The 18,418-nt window shown below is 43.2% G+C and carries 23 protein-coding genes; 16 read left to right on the top strand and 7 right to left on the bottom strand.

The features are described 5' to 3' along the window. Nucleotides 1-157 precede the first annotated feature (157 nt). The 6 genes from rpsP to plsY are packed head-to-tail and all read left to right on the top strand — an operon-like array spanning nt 158 to nt 3,613. A complete protein-coding gene (gene rpsP / locus FERRO_RS01740) occupies nt 158-418 on the top strand; it encodes a 30S ribosomal protein S16 (RefSeq protein ID WP_056929149.1) in 261 nt (86 codons plus the stop codon). A 10-nt stretch (nt 419-428) separates the two neighbouring features. Further along, nucleotides 429-911: a ribosome maturation factor RimM gene (rimM, locus tag FERRO_RS01735; protein ID WP_056929148.1), complete on the top strand. Its 483-nt coding sequence runs from the start codon at nt 429-431 to the stop codon at nt 909-911. Next, nucleotides 911-1,678: a tRNA (guanosine(37)-N1)-methyltransferase TrmD gene (gene trmD, locus FERRO_RS01730; protein WP_056929147.1), complete on the top strand. Its 768-nt coding sequence runs from the start codon at nt 911-913 to the stop codon at nt 1,676-1,678. Before rimM ends, trmD begins: the two co-directional genes overlap by 1 nt. A gap of 1 nt (nt 1,679) precedes the next feature. Continuing rightward, nucleotides 1,680-2,081 (top strand): 50S ribosomal protein L19, encoded by a 402-nt coding sequence (gene rplS, locus FERRO_RS01725; protein WP_056929146.1) that lies wholly within the window; start codon nt 1,680-1,682, stop codon nt 2,079-2,081. Nucleotides 2,082-2,084: 3 nt separating this feature from the next. Beyond that, nucleotides 2,085-2,990: a site-specific tyrosine recombinase XerD gene (gene xerD / locus FERRO_RS01720; RefSeq protein ID WP_056929145.1), complete on the top strand. Its 906-nt coding sequence runs from the start codon at nt 2,085-2,087 to the stop codon at nt 2,988-2,990. Between the two features lie 23 nt (nt 2,991-3,013). Further along, the gene (gene plsY, locus FERRO_RS01715) at nt 3,014-3,613 is read left to right on the top strand and encodes a glycerol-3-phosphate 1-O-acyltransferase PlsY (RefSeq protein ID WP_056929144.1); all 600 of its coding nucleotides are present in this window, start codon (nt 3,014-3,016) and stop codon (nt 3,611-3,613) included. On the opposite strand, the gene ffh is transcribed toward plsY, so the two are convergent. Further along, a complete protein-coding gene (ffh, locus tag FERRO_RS01710) occupies nt 3,610-4,965 on the bottom strand; it encodes a signal recognition particle protein (protein WP_056929143.1) in 1,356 nt (451 codons plus the stop codon). The genes plsY and ffh overlap by 4 nt on opposite strands. 42 nt (nt 4,966-5,007) lie before the next feature. Between ffh and FERRO_RS01705 the strand changes: the two genes are divergently transcribed. From FERRO_RS01705 to zapD, 5 genes are all read left to right on the top strand, one after another. Next, nucleotides 5,008-5,835, top strand: a complete 828-nt coding sequence (locus tag FERRO_RS01705; RefSeq protein ID WP_056929142.1) for a cytochrome C assembly family protein — start codon at nt 5,008-5,010, stop codon at nt 5,833-5,835. Nucleotides 5,836-5,892: 57 nt separating this feature from the next. Next, on the top strand, nt 5,893-7,191 hold the full coding sequence (locus FERRO_RS01700; protein ID WP_056929141.1) for an HlyC/CorC family transporter: 1,299 nt from the start codon (nt 5,893-5,895) through the stop codon (nt 7,189-7,191). After that, nucleotides 7,184-7,852 (top strand): prepilin peptidase, encoded by a 669-nt coding sequence (locus FERRO_RS01695; protein WP_056929140.1) that lies wholly within the window; start codon nt 7,184-7,186, stop codon nt 7,850-7,852. Before FERRO_RS01700 ends, FERRO_RS01695 begins: the two co-directional genes overlap by 8 nt. A 14-nt stretch (nt 7,853-7,866) precedes the next feature. Further along, the gene (gene coaE / locus FERRO_RS01690) at nt 7,867-8,490 is read left to right on the top strand and encodes a dephospho-CoA kinase (RefSeq protein WP_056929139.1); all 624 of its coding nucleotides are present in this window, start codon (nt 7,867-7,869) and stop codon (nt 8,488-8,490) included. A gap of 63 nt (nt 8,491-8,553) precedes the next feature. Further along, nucleotides 8,554-9,309, top strand: a complete 756-nt coding sequence (gene zapD / locus FERRO_RS01685) for a cell division protein ZapD (protein WP_160318081.1) — start codon at nt 8,554-8,556, stop codon at nt 9,307-9,309. Here the strand turns inward: zapD and FERRO_RS01680 are convergent. From FERRO_RS01680 to FERRO_RS01670, 3 genes are all read right to left on the bottom strand, one after another. Further along, nucleotides 9,306-9,701: a dihydroneopterin aldolase gene (locus FERRO_RS01680; protein ID WP_056929137.1), complete on the bottom strand. Its 396-nt coding sequence runs from the start codon at nt 9,699-9,701 to the stop codon at nt 9,306-9,308. The genes zapD and FERRO_RS01680 overlap by 4 nt on opposite strands. Before the next feature lie 2 nt (nt 9,702-9,703). Beyond that, complete coding sequence (gene rpoH / locus FERRO_RS01675) at nt 9,704-10,570, bottom strand: RNA polymerase sigma factor RpoH (protein WP_056929136.1); 867 nt, start codon at nt 10,568-10,570, stop codon at nt 9,704-9,706. A gap of 95 nt (nt 10,571-10,665) precedes the next feature. Continuing rightward, nucleotides 10,666-11,313: a peroxiredoxin-like family protein gene (locus FERRO_RS01670; protein WP_056929135.1), complete on the bottom strand. Its 648-nt coding sequence runs from the start codon at nt 11,311-11,313 to the stop codon at nt 10,666-10,668. Between the two features lie 119 nt (nt 11,314-11,432). Here FERRO_RS01670 and FERRO_RS01665 point away from each other — a divergent pair, with 119 nt between their 5' ends. The 5 genes from FERRO_RS01665 to FERRO_RS01645 are packed head-to-tail and all read left to right on the top strand — an operon-like array spanning nt 11,433 to nt 15,856. Further along, nucleotides 11,433-12,014 carry a TetR/AcrR family transcriptional regulator gene (locus FERRO_RS01665; protein ID WP_056929134.1) on the top strand — a complete coding sequence of 194 codons (582 nt, stop codon included), beginning with the start codon at nt 11,433-11,435 and terminating at the stop codon, nt 12,012-12,014. A 21-nt stretch (nt 12,015-12,035) separates the two neighbouring features. After that, a complete protein-coding gene (locus FERRO_RS01660; RefSeq protein ID WP_056929133.1) occupies nt 12,036-12,566 on the top strand; it encodes a lipocalin family protein in 531 nt (176 codons plus the stop codon). Further along, complete coding sequence (locus tag FERRO_RS01655) at nt 12,566-13,822, top strand: NAD(P)/FAD-dependent oxidoreductase (RefSeq protein ID WP_056929132.1); 1,257 nt, start codon at nt 12,566-12,568, stop codon at nt 13,820-13,822. Before FERRO_RS01660 ends, FERRO_RS01655 begins: the two co-directional genes overlap by 1 nt. After that, nucleotides 13,815-14,558 (top strand): DUF1365 domain-containing protein, encoded by a 744-nt coding sequence (locus FERRO_RS01650; RefSeq protein WP_056929131.1) that lies wholly within the window; start codon nt 13,815-13,817, stop codon nt 14,556-14,558. Before FERRO_RS01655 ends, FERRO_RS01650 begins: the two co-directional genes overlap by 8 nt. A gap of 59 nt (nt 14,559-14,617) precedes the next feature. After that, nucleotides 14,618-15,856 (top strand): SAM-dependent methyltransferase, encoded by a 1,239-nt coding sequence (locus FERRO_RS01645; protein ID WP_056929130.1) that lies wholly within the window; start codon nt 14,618-14,620, stop codon nt 15,854-15,856. Here the strand turns inward: FERRO_RS01645 and FERRO_RS01640 are convergent. From FERRO_RS01640 to ftsY, 3 genes are read right to left on the bottom strand one after another with little or no spacing between them, the layout of a single operon-like run. Further along, entirely contained in the window at nt 15,840-16,745 is a 906-nt protein-coding gene (locus FERRO_RS01640) for a cell division protein FtsX (RefSeq protein ID WP_056929129.1), read from the bottom strand. The genes FERRO_RS01645 and FERRO_RS01640 overlap by 17 nt on opposite strands. Beyond that, the gene (locus tag FERRO_RS01635; RefSeq protein WP_056929128.1) at nt 16,742-17,428 is read right to left on the bottom strand and encodes an ATP-binding cassette domain-containing protein; all 687 of its coding nucleotides are present in this window, start codon (nt 17,426-17,428) and stop codon (nt 16,742-16,744) included. Before FERRO_RS01635 ends, FERRO_RS01640 begins: the two co-directional genes overlap by 4 nt. Then, nucleotides 17,425-18,384, bottom strand: coding sequence for a signal recognition particle-docking protein FtsY (ftsY, locus tag FERRO_RS01630; RefSeq protein ID WP_056929127.1), 960 nt, complete (start codon nt 18,382-18,384; stop codon nt 17,425-17,427). Before ftsY ends, FERRO_RS01635 begins: the two co-directional genes overlap by 4 nt. Between the last annotated feature and the right edge of the window lie 34 nt (nt 18,385-18,418).

Genomic DNA, 18,418 nt, shown 5'->3' with positions numbered 1-18,418 from the left:
AACAACGATACTCTTTAAACAGAGTGCTAGGGGCTACGAAGTTGCGTCAAGACATGTATTTGAATTTTCTTGAAAAATTGTCTATAATAAAAGGCTTTTCTGTATTTTTAATTGGTTTACTTATGTTTAAGTTAACCAAAACCCAATAGGTGATGACATGGTTGTAATTCGTTTATCTAGAGGAGGCGCTAAAAATCGCCCTTTCTATAATGTGGTAGTGGCCGATTCTCGCAATCGCCGCGATGGCAGATTTATTGAGCGTGTGGGTTTTTACAATCCCGCTCGCCCGGAAGCCGCTGATGGGTTAAGGCTTGATCTGGCTCGTGTTAATTATTGGAAAAGCCATGGCGCACAAGCGTCTGATGCTGTTGAAAAACTTATTAAGTTAGTTCCAAAAGCTGGGGTTGCCGCTGCCTAAGTGGGTGGTAATGGGGCGTATAGGAGCCCCCTACGGAGTGAAAGGAGGCTTTCATGTTGTTGCCTTTACGGAGGACGTGAATTCCTTAACTCAGTTTTCTGCTTGGTGGATTGGTTCTGAGGACAATTGTCATGAGGAATCAGTGGCGGAATGTCGTGTTCACGGAAATGGCTTAGTAGCGAGGTTACATAGCATTGCTGATCGAGATCGAATTGCCTTAGAAAGAGGGCAACTTATTTTGATTCCTCGGCAATTACTCCCAGAGCCCGATGAAGACGAGCTTTACTGGACTGATATGATTGGTCTGAATGTTTACAATATTGAGGGGCAGCCTTTAGGACAAGTCACCCGATTACTTGAAACAGGTGCGCAAGATCTTTTGGTGGTTAGGCAAGCTCAAACCGAAAGGTTAATACCCTTTGTTGAGCCGATTGTCATAGAAGTGAATGTTGCCCAACAACGTATTGTTGTGGATTGGGGAGTGGATTACTGATGTCGTTTCAGATAGATGTCATTACACTTTTCCCGGATCTCATAGAGCAGGCGGCACAATATGGTGTGACAGGTCGTGCCAAGGAAAATAATCTTTGGCAGCTTAAAACTTGGAACCCTAGAGATTTTACCCATGACCCGTATCGGACTGTTGATGATCGTCCTTATGGTGGTGGGCCTGGAATGGTGATGCTTGCTCAGCCGTTGAAAGAGGCTATCCAAGCAGCCAAAAAACACCAAGCTGATCAATGTATTGATTCGCCAAAAGTGATTTTTTTAAGCCCTCAAGGGGCACTATTAACTCACCAAAAGGCGGTTGATCTGAGTCTGGGAGCGGGGTTGATTTTATTAAGTGCCCGTTACGAGGGCGTTGATCAACGATTAATCGATCGTTACGTGGATGAAGAGATTTCAATCGGTGAGTATGTACTCTCCGGTGGGGAATTGCCGGCCTTGGTACTAATGGATGCCGTATTGCGTCATTTACCAGGGGTGCTGGGAGATAGTCGCTCAGCTGAGCAAGAGTCCTTTGTCGGGCATTGGTTAGATACCCCTCATTACACCAGGCCAGAGGTGTTTGAGGATATGGCAGTACCTCCTGTGTTGTTATCAGGGCACCATGCTCAAATAGAGCGTTGGCGTCATGAGCAGGCGGTGATTAAAACATGGCAAAAGCGCCCAGATATGTTGGCACACCAACCTCTTTCTGGGGATGATAAAAAAATTGTAGAGAGCTTAATCGCTCAACAATTAAATAAGGAGCAGTAAGATGAATTTGATTCAACAATTAGAACAGGAAGAAATGCAACGTCTTGGGAAAAATATTCCTGATTTTGCTCCAGGTGACACCGTAGTGGTGAGCGTAAACGTGGTTGAAGGTGAAAGAAAACGAGTACAGGCCTTCGAAGGGGTAGTGATTGCTATTCGTAACCGTGGATTAAATTCTTCCTTTATTGTACGTAAAGTCTCCTCAGGGGAAGGTGTTGAAAGAACCTTTCAAACTTATTCTCCTTTAATTGCTAGTATTGAAGTGAAACGTCGCGGTGATGTGCGTCGCGCAAAGTTGTATTATCTGCGTAGCCGTTCAGGTAAGTCAGCACGTATCCGTGAAAAATTAGCTACACGTCAAAGTCCCGCGGCAGCCGTGACACAAAAAAATACAGCTGAATAAGCCATTAGCACTAACGAGCGTCAACTGATAGATCAATTTTGCGATGGCCTCTGGTTAGAAGAGGGGCTGTCGCAAAATACCTTAGATAGTTACCGCCGAGATTTGGTCCAGTTTCAACGCTGGTTAGAAACACACCATCCCAACACCTCCCTGAATGAGGTGGCTCAGCATCATATCACCGCTTGGTTTTCTTATTTATTTTTAATAAAACACAGTTCTGCACGCTCTTCAGCCAGAGCCTTATCAAGCTTGAGACGTTATTTCAGACGAGCAGTGCGTGATGGTCAAATAGTTAGCGATCCTACCTTAAACGTGGACTCACCCAAGTTACCCAGAAGTCTTCCTAAGACACTCAGTGAAGCCCAGGTGGAGTCATTGCTTGAAGCCCCTGACGTCAATACGCCCTTGGGTCTGCGAGACAGAGCCATGCTTGAACTATTGTACGCCAGCGGATTACGTGTTTCTGAATTGATTAGCTTAACGTTAGCCAGAATAAGTTTTGATGCAGGAGTGGTGCGTGTTAACGGTAAAGGAGGGAAGGAGCGGCTGGTGCCTATCGGCATGGAGGCTAATCGTTGGTGTCAACAATATGTGCATGAGTCGCGCCCGCAACTGTTGCAGCAACGACCTCACGAAACCTTGTTTATTAATCACCGCCAAGAACCGATGACCCGTCAGGGTTTTTGGTATTTAATTAAGCAATACGCTAAAAAAGCAGGTATCATGACGCCTCTTTCGCCCCATACACTTCGGCATGCCTTTGCTACGCATTTGGTTAATCATGGAGCCGATTTAAGAGTGGTACAGCTGTTACTGGGGCATGCGGATATTTCGACAACACAAATATACACTCACGTGGCCCGTGAGCGGTTAAAACAACTACACCAACAGCATCATCCGCGTGGATAAATGTTTAAGGAAGAGAACACACCATGACCTTGATTATCGTTACCATTTTATTTTCCTATGTTCTGGGTTCACTCTCTTTTGCAGTCATCGTCAGTCGTGCTATGGGGCTTCCTGATCCTCGCTCCTTTGGGTCTAAAAACCCAGGTGCAACCAATATGTTGCGTGGTGGTAATAAACTAGCAGCTTTACTGGTACTGTTTGGGGATGCGTTAAAAGGATGGCTGGCAGTATGGCTTACTAACCATGTTGTTTCCCCTCACCACTTGAACGCCCTTGAGGATATCGCGGCGCTGGCTGTATTTATCGGTCACGGCTACCCCATTTTCTTTGGCTTTAAAGGGGGAAAAGGAGTGGCTACTGCCTTAGGGATCTTGTTAGCTCTCAACCCTCTTTTAGGAGCTTTGACTTTTTTATCATGGCTATTCATGATAATCTTTTCGAGAATTTCCTCTCTCTCTGCTTTGACTGCCTTAGTGGTGGCGCCAGTATTAAGCCTATGGCTCTCACCCGCTTCTGTTCAACGTTGGACAGTATTCGTGTTAGCTGTATTATTACTGGCCCATCACCATAGTAATATACGTAAATTATTAAGTGGTAAAGAGACGGTGTTCAAAAAGCCCTAACCTCTTAAGCCTGGAATCATCCCTTTCATGCCCCGCATCATTTTGCTTAACCCGCCACGAGACATCATCTTCATCATTTTTTGCATTTGCTCAAACTGATTAAGAAGTCGGTTAACTTCTTGTACGCTGACCCCAGATCCTGCTGCAATTCTCTTCTTTCTGGAGGCCTTAATGATGGCTGGAAACCGTCTTTCTTGCTGAGTCATGCTGTTAATGATTCCCTCAATACGGTTCATGGCTTTGTCATCCACAGGCCCTTGTTGCGGTATATTTTTAGTCAGTTGTGCGGGAAGTTTGTCCATCATGGCGGAGAGTCCGCCGGCTTTTTTCATTTGAATTAATTGGGCCTTAAAATCCTCCAAATCAAAGTCTAGGCCTTTTTTAATTTTATTGGCTAGTTTTTCAGCCTCAACGTGATCAACGTGACGCTGAGCATCCTCAATTAAAGACAGCACATCCCCCATACCTAGAATGCGAGAAGCGATGCGGTCTGGATGAAATACCTCAAGCCCGGTTAGCTTTTCCCCCGTTCCGATGAACTTAATAGGCTTTTGTGTCACTTCCTTCACAGATAAAGCCACTCCGCCTCGGGCATCGCCATCGAGCTTGGTAACCACAATACCGGTGAGTGGTAATGCTTCACCAAAGGCTTTAGCGGTATTAACGGCATCCTGACCTTGCATGGCATCCACCACAAATAGCGTTTCAATGGGGTTTAAGCTCTGATGCAACGCTTTTATTTCTGCCATTAATACTTCATCCACAGCGAGGCGTCCTGCCGTGTCGACAATTAAGACATCAAAAAAATGACGGCGAGCAAAGTCCAAGGCTTTTTCTGCAATGGCCACCGGGGACTCACTGGCAGCGGAGTCAAAAAAATCCACTTCAAGGCTGTGCGCAAGAATTTTAAGTTGTTCAATGGCAGCAGGACGGTAAACATCACAACTAACCAACAATACTTTTTTCTTATCTTGTTCCTTCAGCCATTTGGCCAGTTTGCCGCTTGAGGTGGTTTTTCCAGAGCCCTGTAACCCAGCCATTAAGATGACAGCTGGGGGTTGGGTTAAGAGGGACAAGCCGACACTCGACTCCCCCATTAACTTAGTGAGCTCCTCATGGACCACGGCAATTAATGCCTGCCCTGGGGTCAGGCTTGTCATGACCGATTGACCGAGAGCCTTGGTTTTCACTTCTTCGATAAAATGTTTAACTACCGGTAAAGCCACATCCGCTTCCAGGAGGGCGATACGCACTTCTCTGAGCGTATCTTGAATGTTGCTTTCCGTTAGGCGGGCTTGGCCACGCAGTGTTTTAATGACGCCAGTGAGGCGATCTGTTAGTTGATCTAGCATAATCTCAACAATCCTTGAGGCTGATAATGGTAAACTATTACTATGATGATATCCGAATATAGCTATTATTTTATCACTGCTTTCCTCTATCTCATGCTAGGTATTAGAGATTGGTCCAGTTTTAATGAAATAGGGGTAAAGCCTGAACATATTGAGCGCCGGGAGCGCTCTACGCGAATTTTTCTATTAGTGGCTTGGCTTATTCACATTCAGCTACTGCACCAGAGCGTTGTAGTCAATAATCGATTGGATTTTTCTATAGGGCCCAGCTTGTCGCTCATCGCAGCCACCACTGTTGCCATGTATTGGTTAATTAGCTTTCGCCATCAAATGGGGTTGTTACGCCCCGTTATTTTGTTTCTGGCCATTCCTGGTGTGTTAGCGCCATTAATCTTTACTGAAGAGAAGGCGGTTAACTATAGTGGATTGGCTTTTAAAGTACATGTGATGGTCTCACTCATGGCCTATAGTTTGTTTGGTATTGCCACCATACACGCTTTATTTATTCGTGTGCTAGAGAAACGTATTTTATCCAAGACCTTGACCCATATTGCTCGCTGGCCTTCTCTTGTGGCCATGGATGCAATTTTGTTTCAGATGTTATGGATAGGATTTATATTTTTAACGGGGACCTTAATTAGCGGTATCTTTTTTTCCGAGAACATTTTTGGTAAACCCCTCGTGCTTAGCCATAAGGTGGTTTTCTCCTTTCTCTCATGGTTGATCTATGCGGTGTTAATGGTGGGGCGTCTTAACTACGGCTGGCGTGGTAGGCGTGCGGCTTTATTCGTTGAATCAGGTTTTATCATGTTGGTTTTGGCCTACGTGGGAAGTAAGTTTGTACTTGAGGTACTGTTACATCGATCTTGACAGTAAAGTCCAATCTGTAACATACTAACGTCTTGTTTTTATTAGCGAATTTTAATCTTGGATGATGTCCCTATAGGGGTGCTACTTAGCGTCTTAGCTGTTCTACTGGTATTGTCTGGTTTTTTCTCAATGGCTGAAACCAGCATGATGGCTCTTAATCGCTTTCGTCTTAAGTATTGGGTTGAGCAGGGCCATCATGGCGCTAAACTCACCCAAGAGTTACTTGAGCACACAGACCGTTTATTAGGCGTTCTACTCTTAGGTAACAATTTTATTAATGCAGCTTCCGCAGCCATTGTGACTGTTTTAACAGTCCGATTGCTAGGTAGGGGTGAGGTTGCCTTAACTATCGGTACCATTCTTGTCACCTTGGCTATTTTAATTTTTTCTGAAATTACACCCAAAATTTTAGGAGCAGCTTATTCAGAGACAATCGCTCTCCATGTGAGTTATATTCTAGTACCCTTGTTGCGCTTGTGTTATCCCATTGTTTGGTTTGTTAATTTATTTGTTCAAGCTTTGTTAACTATGACAGGTTTAAAGCCTAAGCAAAACAATTTGAATGCAGGAGTGACCCTAGAAGAACTAAGAGTAATGGTATTAGAAGGTAGCCGTTTTATTCCACAAAAGCACCATCATATTTTAATGAATTTATTTAACTTAACAGACGTAATGGTTAAGGATGTGATGATACCCAGAAGTCATATTGAGGGGATAGATCTATCCTCTCCGCTAGAGTTAATTGAACAGCAATTATCTACCTCCAACCATACCTTGCAATTGATTTATGATGGTGATCCAGACGCAGTGCTAGGAGTCTTGCATGTACGTAAATTATTTAATCAAGTTCATCAGGAACCAATAAGTATTGAGGCGATTAAAGCCATTACCGACCCGCCTTATTTTGTGCCTGAGAATACGCCACTTTTTACTCAGCTAAATAATTTTCAAGAGAACCGGCGTAAAATAGCTTTGGTAGTGGATGAGTACGGAGAGTTACAGGGATTGGTGTCGGTGGAGGATATCCTTGAGGAAATTGTCGGTGAGTTTAGTAGTCAATTACCTCATCAAAACAGTTACTTCACTGAGGAAGAAAAGGGGGTTTATCTTGTTGACGGATCCTGTTCTTTACGTGATTTAAATCGTAAACTCAATACCCGTTTTCATTTAGAGGGTCCCCGAACCCTCAATGGGTTGATTTTAGAGACACTGGAGGATATTCCGGAGCCTGGCACTGCCTTGAAAATTGACGGTTATCCAGTGGAGATTATTCAAACACAAGACCGCATGGTGAAAACGGTGAGATTACAAACTAACCCTATCTTATCTGCGAAGCAGCGAAGTTTAAATGACTAGAGATAATATCTCATTGATTGATGCCTTAGCTTTTTTAGGTCTTCTTGGTTTTGTCATGGGATGGATGATTTACCGTTTTGCTCATTACTACGCAGAGCGTATTCAGCCTGATAGAAATAAAGTAGCTCTCAGTAAATGGCGAGAATTGTTTGTAGGACTTGTTTGTACCTTGATCACTTGCTTTGATTTTTATATGCTACCTAACAAAGACTGGGCATGGCTAACTTTGATTCTCACCTGGACGCTGTTGTTATTGTTCTTGATAGATCTCAAGACCTGGTTGTTACCAGATCTGCTAACCTTACCCTTATTGTGGTTAGGCTTAATGATTCATGATTTTGGTGTGGGTGGAGTATCCTTACATGATGCATTATGGGGGGCAGTAATGGGATACTCCTTGCCATGGCTGATTAAAACCGGTTATTTTCTATTGACTCAGCGTCAAGGTATGGGGCAGGGTGACTTTAAATTATTAGCAGCTTTGGGCGCTTGGCTGGGTTGGCAAGCTTTACCACTTGTCTTGTTATTGTCCTCATCTATGGGTCTTGTGGTGGGGTTGTTTCTTATGTGGTGGCGTCGTAAAAGTCTTACAATGGCATTACCTTTTGGTCCATTTTTGGCTGTGGCGGGATATCTTATTTTATTAAAGCAAAGTCACTAAGGTTGGGGGAGACTATGAAACATTATATAATCGGAATGACCGGTGGAATCGGCTCAGGCAAATCCACTGTGGCTAAAATGTTTGCTGATTTAGGTGCCTGCGTGGTAGATACAGACGCTATTTCCCATCAGCTTACCGGCCCTCACGGCGGTGCTATGGGTGAGATTGAAGCTAAGTTTGGCGAAGAGTTTATTAACGACGATGGTAGTCTTAATCGCCAAGCCATGCGTGATTATGTATTTAATCACCCTCCCGCCAGAAAAAAACTTGAGGCTATTTTACATGGTCGTATACGTGAGGCAGTGAACAAGGTGATTGAACAGGCTACTGAGCCTTATATCCTATTGGTAGTCCCTTTGTTAATTGAAGTAGGTACCTATCGGCCAATTATTTCCCGTGTGTTGGTGGTAGACTGTGAGGAGTCAGCTCAAATTGAGCGAGCCAGTTTACGTCCTGATATGAACCCTGATGCGGTGAGGGCAATTATGGCAGCCCAAACTGATAGAAAAACCCGTCTTAGAGTGGCTGATGATGTGATTGATAACTCAGGCTCACTGAGTTTACTAGAGCCTGTGGTGAAACAACTGGATCAACGTTACCGTCATTTGGCACTTCATCGCTCACAGGAAGAAATATAACATCAACTTACCAATCAATTTAGGGTAACAGAAACTTAGGCCTGTGATAAAAAAGAGATGCATGTGATTACTTACGATTATCCCCTTAACGCTCAAATTCGTATGCTATTAAAGCTGACGCACCTCTTTGATCGTCTTTACAGTTACGTGGGACAGGATAATCCTAATGCTCACCATGCAGCCTTAATGACCTTGTTTGAGGTGTTGGATATTACCGTCCGTGATGACATTAAGTCTGATTTAATAATGGCTCTGGAAAGACAAAGGCAGGCTCTCATTGTCTTACGAGATAACCCTAAAGTAGATCAAGAGCCTCTTGAAAAAACCTTGGCTGAGTTAGAGTTAGCGGTTAATAACTGCCAGCAAACTAAAGGAAAGTTTGGCGAGTATTTACGTAATCACGAATGGTTAATGTCAGTGAAACAACGATCCACTATTCCAGGTGGATTGTGCGATTTTGACGCTCCCCCCTACCACTATTGGCTCATGCAACACGCTCAGACAAGACGGCAAGAATTACTTAATTGGATTGGCCCTATGGAAAGTACTTGGCAAGCCATGCAAGTACAATTATCCTTACTTAAGGATAGTGGCAAGTCGCAATCTTTAACTGCTGTAAAAGGGGCTTTTCAGCAAGCCAGAGTGGGGGCCGAGGCCAAATTACTGCGCGTTCAGCTAGATGAGTCGTTGGCGTGTACCCCCGAAATTAGTGCCAATAAGTATATGCTGAATATCCGCTTTCTACAGTTGGGAGTGAGTACCAGAGGAAACGTTTACAATGATGACGTTCCTTTTAACCTTATTACCTGTAGCTTTTAGGTTATTTCCCGGGCGCCTTGCAAGTGTTGCCAGTCAGAGCGAGTGGTGCTCACGCCTATCCCTACCCCATCCACTTCACTAAATACAGCGGTTTTCTTAATGGATGCAGCCACGTGGGCCACCCGTTGATCATTAAAACAAAAGTCCACCAGATCATGAAGTAAATGTTCGATAAGTTCCACGTGCTCTTTTTTTGACCAGCCTTGAATAAAATCCCGAATAGGTTCGTAGTCTACCGTATCCGATAATTGTTTGATTTTCCTCATGGCTTGAAAAGGAATGGTGAGGGTGACGTTCACCAATATATCCTGGGGCCCTGTTTTTTCAAAGGCATGCACGCCTAAGTGAACCGTGGCATGCAAATCCTCGATGGTACAAGTGTAATGACTCATAGTTAAAGGTTAGTGGAAAGAGAGGTTTTAAGTTTGGCTAATGCTCGTTGCTCAATTTGACGAATGCGCTCAGCGGACACCCCAAACTCATTGGCTAAATCATGGAGGGTAGCGCCGTGATGATCTTCATCCTGAAGCCAGCGTGCTGAAATAATTCTTCGACTGCGCTCGTCGAGTTGAGACAGCGCTGCGCCTAACCCATCACTGGATAATCTTTCTTGTTCCCTTTGGCTCATTTGTTCCACAGGTTCCAGCGAGTCGTCGGTGAGATAAGCGATGGGAGCATACTGTTGTTCTTCGGAGTCCTCTTGCGGTTCAAGAGAAATGTCTTGACCGCTCAAGCGCATTTCCATTTCGCTGACATCCTCAGGGCGAACCCCAAGTTGACGCGCTACCTCTGCCGTTTCCTTTGCAGACAGAGAACCAAAACCTGGTTTAAGGCTTCTCAGGCCAAAAAAGAGTTTGCGTTGCGCCTTAGTCGTAGCAATTTTAACCAGGCGCCAGTTTTTTAAAACATACTCATGAATTTCGGCTTTAATCCAATGCATAGCGAAGGAAACTAACCTGACTCCGCGTTCTGGGTCAAAGCGCCTAACGGCCTTCATTAAACCAATATTGCCTTCTTGGATTAAGTCAGCTTGAGGTAAGCCATAACCGTTGTATTGGCGGGCAATGGATACTACTAAGCGAAGATGAGAGAGGATCAGCTGTTGGGCGGCATTTAAGTCATTGTGATCGCGTAAACGACGGCCCAGTGAGGTTTCCTCTTCACTGGATAAGAGAGGAAAACGAGATACAGTCTGTATATATTGCTCAAGACTCCCAGCCAGGTTAAGGGCAGGGATGGGCAACACTAAAGTTTCACTCATTAATAAAACCCTCCACAAAAAATCTATTAAAGATATTTTAGCACTCCTGTTGTAAGAGTGCTAATTTCGTGAAGGGTTCCTCAGTCTCAAGACAATTAACGGGATGGGATTAAAGCAATTAACTCTTTTGGTTCTTGCCTTAAGGTATAGTCAGCGTCAATGAAGTGATAGAGAACTTTCCCTGATTGATCAATAAGATAGGTGGCCGGCATTGGTAAGGTGAAGGTATTGTCACCATTGAATGCAGGGATATCAATACCGAACTGTTGATAGATGGGTTTAAGTTCTTCTGCAAGAGTAAACACTAACCCTAGTTGGCGACTTACCGTGTTACCTACATCACTTAAAATATCAATGTTGATGTCCGCTTTTTGAGCGGTGTCTTGTGCATGTTCTGGGGTTTCAGGAGACATTCCCACCAATTGTGCTCCTCGTGCTGTGATCTCAGGCAATATGTCATGGAATGCCTTCATTTCGAGGTTACAGTAAGGGCACCAACCACCACGATAAATATTTAGGATGACAGGGCCGGTGGCTAGGTAATCAGCGAAGCGACGCGCTTCACCATGCTGATTTTTAAGACTAAAGTCAGGGAAGATGTCCCCTGTTTTAAGAGCGTTTTTAACCAAATCTGCTTTGTTTAAAGCTTCGGTGGCCGCGATCATTTTCTGCCACACTTCGGCAGGAACTTTCTCTTTCACGTTGTTTTTATATTCATTAAGTGCGTTGTTGAGAAGACTCATGATTACTCCTTTTTTGAATGTTGATTCAACTATACGCCTATCTTGTTTTTTATTCAACTCTTTGATTTGAAGATAAAAAACATTAAACTAGTGATGAGAGAAAATAATTTGGATGCAATATGGGCAGACACGCACAATTTAAACGTCAAGAGGTCATCGATAAAGCTGCTAAAACTTTTTGGGATCTGGGTTTTTACGCGACACGCATGACAGATCTTATTGCTTCCACAAAATTGCAACCAGGAAGTTTGTATGCAGCTTTTGATTCAAAGGATGCCTTATTTCTAGAGTGCATAGACAGTTATGGTCAACAGTTACTCTCTAACACTGAGCTGTTGCTCGCTCAACGCTCACCCAAGCAAGCCATTATTAATTATTTTGATTACTTGGTTGAGGAGGCGAGCACCAACAGCTCTCCCCATGGCTGCTTACTGGTGAACTCTCTGTTAGAGCTCTCAAGACTTGATCAACAGGTCAAGGGATTGGTGGAGAAATATCTGTTACAGATGGAGCAGCTGTTTGAGTCAGCCATCAATGAAGCGATAAGCCTGGGTGAAATCTCTACCAAAGGGTCCCCTAAGGAACTGGCCACTACTTTAATGGTCTGTATTTGGGGGATGCGTGTGTTATGTGAAACCAGCCAAGGGCGCGATAAAGTATCTGGCGTCGCGCACCAAATGTTGAAATTACTAGATCTCTAGCTTGTTCAATAAAGGAAACTTATGTCATCAAAATTAACCTTATGGTTAAGCGGTTTACTTATGCTCACCGGTTGCCAACAAGTTGTACGCCCACCTATGTCTACAGTGAAGCAAGTAGATTTAAAGCGTTTTATGGGCAGTTGGTATGTGATTGCTAGTATTCCCACCTTTTTAGAGAAAGATATTAGCAATGCCATTGAGACCTATCATTTAAATAGTGACGGGACGGTACAAACCGTTTTTACTTATCATGTGGACGGAGTCAACGGACCGCTAAAAAAAATGACTGGAAAAGCATTTATACAAGATACCAGTCACGCTAAATGGGCGATGCAATTCATTTGGCCTATTAAAGCGGATTATAGAATTGTCTATCTTGCTGAGGACTATTCTGTGGTTATCGTGGGTCGTGAAAAACGTGATTATGTATGGGTGATGGCACGCACCCCCTCTATTTCTCAAAGTGATTATGCAACCATGCAAGGCTATATAAAAAGTTGGGGTTACGACATAGAAAAACTCAAGATGGTCCCTCAAGTTTGGACTAAATAATGAAAATCGCCATTGTAGGGAGCGGTATAGCAGGGTTAATGGCCTGTCATCTTTTACACAAAGAGCATGACATTATACTGTTTGAGAAAGAGGATTATATTGGTGGTCATGTCCATACCCACCCTGTGAGTTGGGGAGACTTGCCTCAACAACAATGCTTTGTAGACACGGGTTTTATAGTTCATAACGATAAAAATTATCCCCATTTTGTGGACTTGTTAAAGGAGCTCAACGTTGCTACAGAAAACAGTGTCATGAGTTTCTCTGTGATGAGTGCGCAACATAAATTGGAATATGCGGGAACCAATATAAATACCCTATTTAGTCAACGAAAGAATATATTCAATCCTCGGTTCTGGAGTATGTTAGGTGAAATTCTGCGTTTTAATCGCCACTCGCCTCTCTGGCTTGAGCAATCGAGCCATGATTTGACGCTGGGAGAGTATCTTGAACAGTTCAAATTTAGCGATTGGTTTAAACAGTTTTATATTCTACCCATGGGCTCTGCCATCTGGTCCACGTCGATTAAGGACATGTACGCATTTCCTGCCCGTTTTTTTATTCGCTTCTTTGCCAACCATGGATTACTCACCGTCAATGATCAACCGCAATGGAAAGTTATTACAGGGGGCTCCTTTAACTACGTCAAAAAAATCACACAACCCTTTGTAAGTCATATTCGTCTCAATACTCCAGTTCAGCGTATCACTCGGCAAGAGCAGAGTGTTCTTCTTCATACCGCCAACTATACAGAAGAGTTTGATAAGGTGGTGTTAGCCTGTCATAGTCAACAAGCCTTGTCTTTGTTGAGTGAGCCAAGCTCTGCAGAAGAGCGTATATTATCAGCCATCCCCTATCAACAAAATGAAGCAGTGCTGCATTATGATGAAAGGCTATTACCGAACAATCGGCGTGCCTGGGCATCTTGGAATTATCTACTGGGTAATGAGCGCAATCAGCCTGCTGTGCTCACTTATCACATGAATCGTTTGCAGAATTTGAATGTAGATCGGGAGTTGTGCGTCAGCTTAAATGCATCACATCTCATAGATCCCAGTAAAGTGATCAAAACTATACAGTATGAGCATCCTCTTTTTACGCTCCCTGGAGAGCTGGCGAAAAGCCAGCATCATCTGATAAATGGACATAACAATACTTATTATTGTGGCGCTTGGTGGGCCAACGGTTTTCATGAGGACGGTGTAGTGAGCGCAAAACATGCGGTGAAGACACTGTTGAGTTGTCATCATGCATAGTGCTATTTATACCGGGTGGGTCAGGCACAGGCGCTTCATGCCGGTATCTCACCATTTTAGTTACCAAATATCCATGTTCTATTTAGATTTACAAGAAATAGATCAGTTAGTGAGTCAGTATAGGATTTTCTCTAAGAATCAATTTAATTGGTTACAATGGCGTCGTCGAGACTATTTAGGGGATCCTGGAAAGTCTTTGTATGATGAGGTGAAAAGAGTGATTATTGAACGCACTGGTATCACCAATGTGGGTGCCATCAGACAACTCACTCATCCCCGTTACTTTGGCTTAGGTTTTAATCCGGTCAGTTTTTACTATGCGTTTCATGAAGACAATCAAGCTCTGTGCGCTATGGTGGCTGAGGTCAGTAATACTCCTTGGTTAGAAAAGTATATTTATGTGTTACCCATTCATGATGGTGATAAAAAGACAACCAAATATACCTTACAGCACGACAAAGAGTTCCACGTTTCTCCTTTCCTGCCTATGGCAATGAACTATCTTTTTCGCCTGTCAGCGCCACACAGTACTTTGTTTGTACATATGGAAAACTGGCAACAACAAGATAAAGTCATTGATGCAACCATGGTTTTACGCCAACAACCTTTTTCTAAACAAGCTTTATTGACCACTTTACTGCGTTTCCCTCTTATGTCATGGAAAGTGGTTTTTGCCATTTATTGGCAAGCCACTAAATTATGGCTAAAAAAAGTTCCGTTTTATTCTCATCCTTAAATTGATCGAGCTGAATAATCATGTCAAGCACTGAACACATTTCCTCAATGTTTCCAAATATGTCAAACCATAAGAAGATGTCATGGCTTGATCGATTCGCTAAGAAAACAGTTTTTAAATTACTTTCCTCTTTACATTCTGGGCGTCTCACAATTATCGATGAAGCTCAACAGCGTTGGAGTTTTGGTGATGCCAACGAGGCACATGAGTTTATTGTTCAAGTACATGATGCACGATTTTGGCAGACCTTATTCAGGGGCGGTAGTGTGGGAGCTGGGGAAGCTTATATGGAGGGTTATTGGGATTGCATTGATCTCACTGGCTTACTGCGCTTAATCCTTAACAATCGAAGTCTTTTAGATCAGATGGAAAGAGGTTGGGCAAGAATCAGTTATCCCTTGCGGTCTATACAGCATTACTTAAGACGCAATAGTAAGTCAGGGAGTCAAAAAAATATTTCTGCTCATTATGATTTAGGGAATGAGTTTTATTCACTATGGCTGGATCCATCAATGTTCTACTCGAGTGCCTACTTTGAAAAACAAGATAGTACTCTAGAGGAGGCTTCTTGGTACAAGTGTCGACTCATTGCTGAGGCGCTTGAATTAAATGAATTAGATCATGTTTTAGAAATCGGTAGCGGATGGGGTGGTTTTGCCTGCTATGCAGCCAAACAGTATGGTTGTCGAGTCACCACTGTGACCATATCCGAAGAACAGTATCAGTATGTATTAAATCGTATTCAAACATGGCAGCTTACCCATCTCGTGGACGTACAGCTTAAAGATTATCGAGATGTGGAAGGGGTTTATACCAAACTTGTTTCTATTGAAATGATTGAGGCCGTGGGGGCGGAGTTTTTACCTACCTACTTTGAGCATTGCTCAAAGCTACTGGCGCCACAGGGTATTATGCTCATTCAAGCAATCACTATCAATGACCGGCGTTATCAGCAAGCTCTTCGAGAAGTTGACTTTATTCAAAAATATATCTTTCCAGGTGGCTTTTTGCCCAGTATCAGTGAAATGTTAAAAGTCATGGTTCACTGTACCGATTTTCAATTAAGTGATTTACACGCCTTTAGTGGCCACTATGCAAAAACGCTCAATATCTGGGCTGATAAGTTTTTAAACTGTACAGACAAGGTGCTTAACATGGGGTTTAATCACCAATTTATTAGGAAGTGGCAGTTTTATTTAAACTACTGTGAGGCAGGTTTTGCTGAGCGCGATATTGATGTGGTACATATGAAATTAGTTAAACCTCAATGGCGTAAGTTGGTCAGCGACGCCCTGTAACGGGGTTACGTGCTGTGCTGAAATAACTGATCAGTAATGTTAGAACAATGGAAAGGACGATTAACACTAAGCTGTAGACGACAAAGATTTTGCTATTAAACGCCGTGCTATGGTGTGTTAGATGGGTAAAAAAGATATTTTCGAAGCCGTGATGCAAGCCATTTAATATAGCCCAACTCATTAACACACCTAAAAAAATAATAAGCGTCGTTTCAATTAATATTATTTCTAATAGTGGCAATAAAAGCTGACCCGGTGTTGCACCAAAACATAGAGCGATGTACCGTTCATCCTGGCTATTTAAATGATAATGACGAATAGCGCTAATTAATAATACACTTAAGAGCAGTCCCATAACCACCATAAAAACAGTAGCTAGGTGATTAATGAAGTCACGTAGGCGAATTGTCCTTTCAATCCATGGTAGGTCGATATTTACTGTGTGTATGAAGCCTAGGGCTTGCCAGCTTTTTAATGTGATCTGTAAGTCCTGACTAGAGCGGGTTGCTAAGGTAACGATCACTGCATCAGGAATCGGATTGTTATGAATATGTGTCAGTATGTCTCTGAGGTTGGGATCTTGTTTAAGTTGTAATAGACCTGCCTCTTTGGCGATGAATTCAGTATGAATAACATTCTTTTCTTGACTGAGTATCTGGCGTAATTGGGTAACATCAGTTGTAGAGGCGGATGTGTTAAGAAAAATGACGGCATGAATATTATGCAACAGATCATCTGCGTAGGCGCCATAGTCGCGGCTAAGATTCATGGCGCTCAAAATAAATGCAAAACAGAGCGCCATTGAAAACATTAATAAAATCACATTAAAGCGTGTCTTTTTAAAGATGTGTTTAAGTTGGATCAGGGAGGAGGAATGTGAGAGTATCATAATGAAATATCAACATAAAGTTGTTCAGTATCATCCGTTACGCGTGCGTCCATTAATTCAATTACTCGGTGTGTGTGGGGGGGGAGAGTCATAGTAGGTTTTACACTATCAATAATCGTTGCGCCTTGTTCTAGGCGTGTTTTTAAGAGCTGATTGATCAGTTGGCGGGCCTCTGGGCCAAGATGCTCCAAAGAGTCATCAATTAGGATTAAATCAGGTTCATGAATGAGCGCGCGGGCTAATAACAATTTACTGTATTCGCTATCTGAAAATGTGAATACCTCATCTCGATAGCGGTGTCCGAGTTCTAATTCAGCCAGTATCTGTTTCCCTTTTTTCTCGGCAACAGCCCAATTCTGACCACCAATCAGTAAGGGCTGAATAACATTCTCTAGAGCGCTAATATGGTTAATCAATGGCAACCAGCGTGCAACGGACCCCATTTTCCGTCTCATTCGTGCAAGTTCTGTTGCATTCATTCGCTTCAGAGATTGATCATGTATTCTTAAATCTCCCCGGGAGACGGGTATGAGTCCCATGATTAACATGAAAACAGTGGTTTTACCAGCACCAGCTTTTCCTATGACAGTGATATGTTCACCCGTATTGATTTCACAGTTTAAGTCCTTGAGTACTTCATAACCTGAAGGGTAGGTATAGTTGACTTGTTCAAATCGTATCATTCTATTAAAGCGTCCACAAAGGAGTTGGCTGAGAAAGGCTGTAAATCCTCTAACTGTTCTCCAACACCCACAAATAAAATCGGTTTAGGACATTCTCCAGCAATGGCCGCTACCACTCCACCGCGTGCTGTTCCATCTAACTTGGTAATAATAAGTCCAGTTAAGCCAAGGGCTTCGTCAAAGGCTTTCACTTGAGTGAGGGCATTTTGTCCGGTATTAGCGTCTAATACTAAAATCACTTCATGGGGTGCACCAGGATCCGCTTTTTGGATAACACGTTTAACTTTTTTAATTTCTTCCATTAAATGAAGCTGAGTAGGAAGACGCCCTGCTGTGTCGGCCAACACCACCTCTATTTGCCTGGCTTTTGCCGCTTGTATCGCATCAAAGATCACCGCAGCCGAGTCTCCTTTTTCTTGGGTAATCACCTCCACTTGGTTGCGCGCTCCCCAGGCTACCAGCTGGGCAACGGCTGCGGCTCTAAACGTATCGCCTGCGGCCAGTAAGACGCTGTAGTGATGGTTCTTAAAATGTTGGGCAAGTTTGCCGATAGAGGTAGTTTTACCTGCCCCATTGACTCCTGCAAAAACCAGAACAAAGGGTTTGGCACGCTCTGGATTTAAGTTTTTTTCCAGAGGAGCCAATAAATCAATTAGCATTTTGCGTAAAATAGGTTTGAGATCTTGAGCTTGGGTTACTTGGCTTTTTTTGGCTTCTGTCTTGAGGTGATTGATTAATCGTTGCGTGGTTTTAACACCCACATCAGCTAAAATAAGGGCTTCTTCTAACTCGTCGAACCAAGCCTCGTTTAATCCACCGGTAAATAATCCGCTGATTTTGCCTTGCAGGTTGTCGCGGGTTTTTTTAAGGCCATGTTTAAGGCGCTGTAGCCAGCCTTCCGGCTCCATTGTTGGGGGGGTAGTTGCCTTGGGTGATTTCTTAAAAAAACTAAACATTGGATAATGATAACTCTATCTATACTCAAAAGGA

Source organism: Ferrovum sp. JA12 (assembly GCF_001431705.1).
Classification (GTDB): domain Bacteria; phylum Pseudomonadota; class Gammaproteobacteria; order Burkholderiales; family Ferrovaceae; genus PN-J185.
The sequence above is the reverse complement of the archived record's forward strand: the minus strand, read 5'-3'. Positions and strand labels throughout refer to the sequence as shown.

What these genes read in the sequence shown, in the direction of transcription:
- rpsP (WP_056929149.1), top strand. Translation starts at nt 158, where the DNA reads ATGGTTGTAATTCGTTTATCTAGAGGAGGCGCTAAAAATCGCCCTTTC.
- rimM (WP_056929148.1), top strand. Translation starts at nt 429, where the DNA reads ATGGGGCGTATAGGAGCCCCCTACGGAGTGAAAGGAGGCTTTCATGTT.
- trmD (WP_056929147.1), top strand. Translation starts at nt 911, where the DNA reads ATGTCGTTTCAGATAGATGTCATTACACTTTTCCCGGATCTCATAGAG.
- rplS (WP_056929146.1), top strand. Translation starts at nt 1,680, where the DNA reads ATGAATTTGATTCAACAATTAGAACAGGAAGAAATGCAACGTCTTGGG.
- plsY (WP_056929144.1), top strand. Translation starts at nt 3,014, where the DNA reads ATGACCTTGATTATCGTTACCATTTTATTTTCCTATGTTCTGGGTTCA.
- ffh (WP_056929143.1), bottom strand. Translation starts at nt 4,965, where the DNA reads ATGCTAGATCAACTAACAGATCGCCTCACTGGCGTCATTAAAACACTG.
- FERRO_RS01705 (WP_056929142.1), top strand. Translation starts at nt 5,008, where the DNA reads ATGATGATATCCGAATATAGCTATTATTTTATCACTGCTTTCCTCTAT.
- FERRO_RS01695 (WP_056929140.1), top strand. Translation starts at nt 7,184, where the DNA reads ATGACTAGAGATAATATCTCATTGATTGATGCCTTAGCTTTTTTAGGT.
- coaE (WP_056929139.1), top strand. Translation starts at nt 7,867, where the DNA reads ATGAAACATTATATAATCGGAATGACCGGTGGAATCGGCTCAGGCAAA.
- FERRO_RS01680 (WP_056929137.1), bottom strand. Translation starts at nt 9,701, where the DNA reads ATGAGTCATTACACTTGTACCATCGAGGATTTGCATGCCACGGTTCAC.
- rpoH (WP_056929136.1), bottom strand. Translation starts at nt 10,570, where the DNA reads ATGAGTGAAACTTTAGTGTTGCCCATCCCTGCCCTTAACCTGGCTGGG.
- FERRO_RS01670 (WP_056929135.1), bottom strand. Translation starts at nt 11,313, where the DNA reads ATGAGTCTTCTCAACAACGCACTTAATGAATATAAAAACAACGTGAAA.
- FERRO_RS01665 (WP_056929134.1), top strand. Translation starts at nt 11,433, where the DNA reads ATGGGCAGACACGCACAATTTAAACGTCAAGAGGTCATCGATAAAGCT.
- FERRO_RS01660 (WP_056929133.1), top strand. Translation starts at nt 12,036, where the DNA reads ATGTCATCAAAATTAACCTTATGGTTAAGCGGTTTACTTATGCTCACC.
- FERRO_RS01655 (WP_056929132.1), top strand. Translation starts at nt 12,566, where the DNA reads ATGAAAATCGCCATTGTAGGGAGCGGTATAGCAGGGTTAATGGCCTGT.
- FERRO_RS01650 (WP_056929131.1), top strand. Translation starts at nt 13,815, where the DNA reads ATGCATAGTGCTATTTATACCGGGTGGGTCAGGCACAGGCGCTTCATG.
- FERRO_RS01645 (WP_056929130.1), top strand. Translation starts at nt 14,618, where the DNA reads ATGTCAAACCATAAGAAGATGTCATGGCTTGATCGATTCGCTAAGAAA.
- FERRO_RS01640 (WP_056929129.1), bottom strand. Translation starts at nt 16,745, where the DNA reads ATGATACTCTCACATTCCTCCTCCCTGATCCAACTTAAACACATCTTT.
- FERRO_RS01635 (WP_056929128.1), bottom strand. Translation starts at nt 17,428, where the DNA reads ATGATACGATTTGAACAAGTCAACTATACCTACCCTTCAGGTTATGAA.
- ftsY (WP_056929127.1), bottom strand. Translation starts at nt 18,384, where the DNA reads ATGTTTAGTTTTTTTAAGAAATCACCCAAGGCAACTACCCCCCCAACA.